We start from the raw sequence: 3,401 nt of genomic DNA, 5'->3' as shown, positions 1-3,401 counted from the left end.
GGGTGGAGCAGCCCGGTAGCTCGTCAGGCTCATAACCTGAAGGTCACAGGTTCAAATCCTGTCCCCGCAACCATCTTCTTTCACAACAGCCCCGCCCACAAAGCGGGGCTTTGTTGCGTATGGGGTACTAGCAGCGTCCGCAAAAGCCAGCATCCGGTAGAGATCGCCATGCAACTGAATGGGGCGGCTTTTGCCGCCACGCGCGCTACCTGGCTGAACCACGATCTTCTCGATGCGTGGGCGGATGGCCTGACGCGCTGTCGCTCCGTCACCTGAAGCCAGAAGAAATCCACCTCAGCTACTGCGCGACGATACATCGCTTCGTCGTTGGCGGGCAGGCGGATGATATGCCGCTTGGCGCAGAACGTTTTACGCGACGCTGGCCATGGGTGAACGTCCGGTATGAACCTACGTGAACGCCGTGTCCGTCCGGCGGCATCAAGGCCGCGTCCCGGCCGGCGCAGTCACGAATGGGTTCCGAACCACGATCTTCGCGAGTGATGTAGCGATGTCGAGAGGCTGCTTGTCGACCAGGACCGCGCGGTGCCGATCGTTCTCGGCGGCGCTCATGGCGTGGTATAGCAAAACCGTTCCGCCAGCATATACGGCAGCCACACGGGCGCACGAGCCGAACGAGTCCGGGTGTAGCGCCGACTCGCTCGGTGGCGCTTATACCAAGGTTGCACCGCCCGTAAGCACTCTCGCGTCACATCGGCGACGATGTCGAAGATACGGAACGGCCGCCGCGTGGCAATCTGATCATGAACGAAGTCCAGGCTCCGGCGCTGGTTCAACACGGATTATATGATCCGCAACAAATAGGATCGATCGCCGCCCGTGGCTCAAACGCGGTAGCGGGTTTCGAGCAGATCGAGTTCACGGATAAGCTTCTGCGCCGTGACGCTGCCGATCTGTCGCTCGCGAACGCGCTCGATCACCGACGCGCGCTCGGCCTTGATGCCGGCCAGTCGAAACGTCCGCTCCAGCTGATCCTGTAGCCGGGCCTCTGCGGTCGCCTTTGCCGAGCCGCTACGGCTCTCGATGCGTTCCCGGTACAGGTCCATCACGCGGGTACCGGCTGCGGCGAAGAAATCGGCGTTGCCGTCACGCTCGGCAAGGTCGTGCTGGGCGCGTTCGACGGCACAGATCGCCGCTTCGGCGGCGGCAACGCGCGCTGAATCCTCCTCGGCTTGCAGCGATGGTTCCGGCGGCATGGTCAGCCCGTTCAGAAGGATCGGCAATGCCACGCTTGCGACGACCAGCGAGACGATGATGACCCCGGCTGCCAGAAAGATTGCGAGATCGCGTGCAGGGAAGGGGGCGCCATCGGTCAGCGTCAGCGGAATGGTGAGCACGCCGGCGAGCGTGATCGCACCCCGGACACCGGCTAACGACATCGCGGCGACGAGGCGCCAGTTGGGACTTTTCTGAGTCGTCGCATGTCCCAGGCCGCGCCGGAACAACGTCAGACGGAAGGAAACCCACACCCATCCGAAGCGCAACGCCGCGAGCCCTGCGACGATCGCGAGCACATAGAGGCCGAGCCACGCCGGCCCGTGATGCCCGGTCAGCAAAACCGTTGCCTTGGCCCCCGCGAGGATGGCCGGCAGCTGTTCGCCCAACAGCACGAAGATGATCCCGTTCAGTGCGAACTGGATCGTGTCCCACACGGAGTTCCGCCGCATCCGCGTCGTCGCCAAAGCCTGACGCGATCGCTCTGCAAAGGTCATCGTGACACCGGCCGACACGGCGGCGAGGATCCCCGACGCGTGCAGGTGTTCGGCCAGCAGATAGGAGCCGAAGGGGATCAGCAGGCTGACCAGGATTTGGGATCCCGGCTCTTCACCGAAGCGACGGGAGACCCAGGCCTTGATCCGGGTTGCGACGACCGTGACGACGATCCCGACGACCAGGCCGGCGCCCGCCACCCAGACGAAGCTGGTGGCGGCCGTGGTGGCCGAGAAAGTACCCGTCAGGACCGCGGCGATCGCGAACCGCAGGCACACCAGCCCCGACGCATCGTTGAGAAGCGATTCCCCTTCGAGGATGTGCATCATCCGCTTGGGGATGGGGACACGCGCAGCGATCGCCGAAACTGCGATCGGGTCGGTCGGCGAGACCACGGCGGCCAGCGCGAACGCGACGGCCAGCGGCATTGCCGGGATCATCCAGTGGATGAACAGGCCCATGCCGATCACCGTGAGGAGAACCAGGCCGAGCGCCAGTTCGACGACGGTCGACAGATCCTTGAGAAGTTCGTCCTTGGGTATGCGCCAACCGTCGAGGAACAGCAGCGGCGGCAGGAACAGGAGCAGGAACAGCTTCGGATCGAGCTCCACGCGATACGACGTCGACAGGCCGATGACCGCGCCCAGGAGGATCTGAACCAGTGGCGTCGGTATGGATACCGGCAACATGCGGGAAACTGCGCCGCTCGCCACCACCGCGAGCAAAAGGACGAGTACGATCGATACGGATTCCAAGCGATACTCCCAGGGTTGGCCTTGATATTATCCGCTTTTATCGACCGACGACACCCCGTGTCACGGTTCGGCATCGCCTGAGCGTCGATCCACGCCTCACGCCAACCCCACTGATCGGAACGATGGCCATCGCCGCGGTCGCGATAACGCCTGTCGTGCCGACGATTCCGGAGGTTCCCGAAACTCGTACGGCGTTGCAGGAACGAGGCTGGTGCGATCGTGCGCGTTGACTTTGCCATTGTCGACCAACTGCTGCTATCGGCGGGGGATGCTCAAATCACGGATCAAGCGCCGCACGGTCGAGGGCGCTCAGGCGGTTGCAGAACTTGCGGCCATCCACGCGTCGATCGCCGCGCTGAACGATGAGGATCTGCTCGATTTCGCGGATATCTTTGCACGCGAGGCGTCAGGACCGTTGAAGACGGCGGCGGCAGCCGAGATGGCCCGGCGCGGCTTGACCTTGTGAGCGTGAGCCCCATGCTCCGCCTCGCCGATCACCGCGTGACGACGTGAAACAACTCGCGTCCCGACTGCGCCGCCTCGACGATGCGCTCGCCGATCTGCCGCTCGAAGAACCGATGCTGCTGACCGAGCTGGACGGGTTCCTGACCGGCATATTGGTTTGCCCCGACGCGATCCCGCCCGCCGAATGGTTGCAAAGCGTCTGGGGTTCCGACGACAGCGGCGTCGCGCCGTTCGACGACCCGCTCGACGTCCAGTGGTTCGCCGACGCGGTCGTGGCACGCCATGCGGAGATCGCGCGCGACCTCGCCCGTGGCAAGCTGCGACCGATCTTCGACGTCGACGAGCGTAATGGCGACGTGCTGTGGGAATTGTGGATTGAGGTGGTCCCGGTTGTCTGAACAGGCTCGCGGCCTGGATAAGTGGATCACCGCTGGTTGATCATGCCGCTGCGAG

At 64.0% G+C, this 3,401-nt stretch carries 4 protein-coding genes; 2 read left to right on the top strand and 2 right to left on the bottom strand.

Features of this window, described 5'->3' with window-relative positions:
* Window positions 1-438: 438 nt before the first annotated feature.
* The gene (locus tag O6W96_RS19670; RefSeq protein ID WP_353471114.1) at window positions 439-570 is read right to left on the bottom strand and encodes a hypothetical protein; all 132 of its coding nucleotides are present in this window, start codon (window positions 568-570) and stop codon (window positions 439-441) included.
* Between the two features lie 272 nt (window positions 571-842).
* Window positions 843-2,483, bottom strand: coding sequence for a Na+/H+ antiporter (locus O6W96_RS19665; protein WP_353471113.1), 1,641 nt, complete (start codon window positions 2,481-2,483; stop codon window positions 843-845).
* A 268-nt stretch (window positions 2,484-2,751) separates the two neighbouring features.
* On the opposite strand from O6W96_RS19665, the gene O6W96_RS19660 reads away from it, so the two are divergent.
* Both O6W96_RS19660 and O6W96_RS19655 read left to right on the top strand, forming a co-directional pair.
* A complete protein-coding gene (locus O6W96_RS19660; protein WP_353471112.1) occupies window positions 2,752-2,949 on the top strand; it encodes a hypothetical protein in 198 nt (65 codons plus the stop codon).
* A gap of 43 nt (window positions 2,950-2,992) precedes the next feature.
* On the top strand, window positions 2,993-3,346 hold the full coding sequence (locus O6W96_RS19655; protein ID WP_353471111.1) for a UPF0149 family protein: 354 nt from the start codon (window positions 2,993-2,995) through the stop codon (window positions 3,344-3,346).
* The last annotated feature ends 55 nt before the right edge of the window (window positions 3,347-3,401 follow it).

The sequence above is a fragment of the Sphingomonas faeni genome (assembly GCF_040407495.1).
GTDB lineage: Bacteria > Pseudomonadota > Alphaproteobacteria > Sphingomonadales > Sphingomonadaceae > Sphingomonas > Sphingomonas faeni_D.
This window is presented reverse-complemented; position numbering and strand designations above follow the sequence as displayed.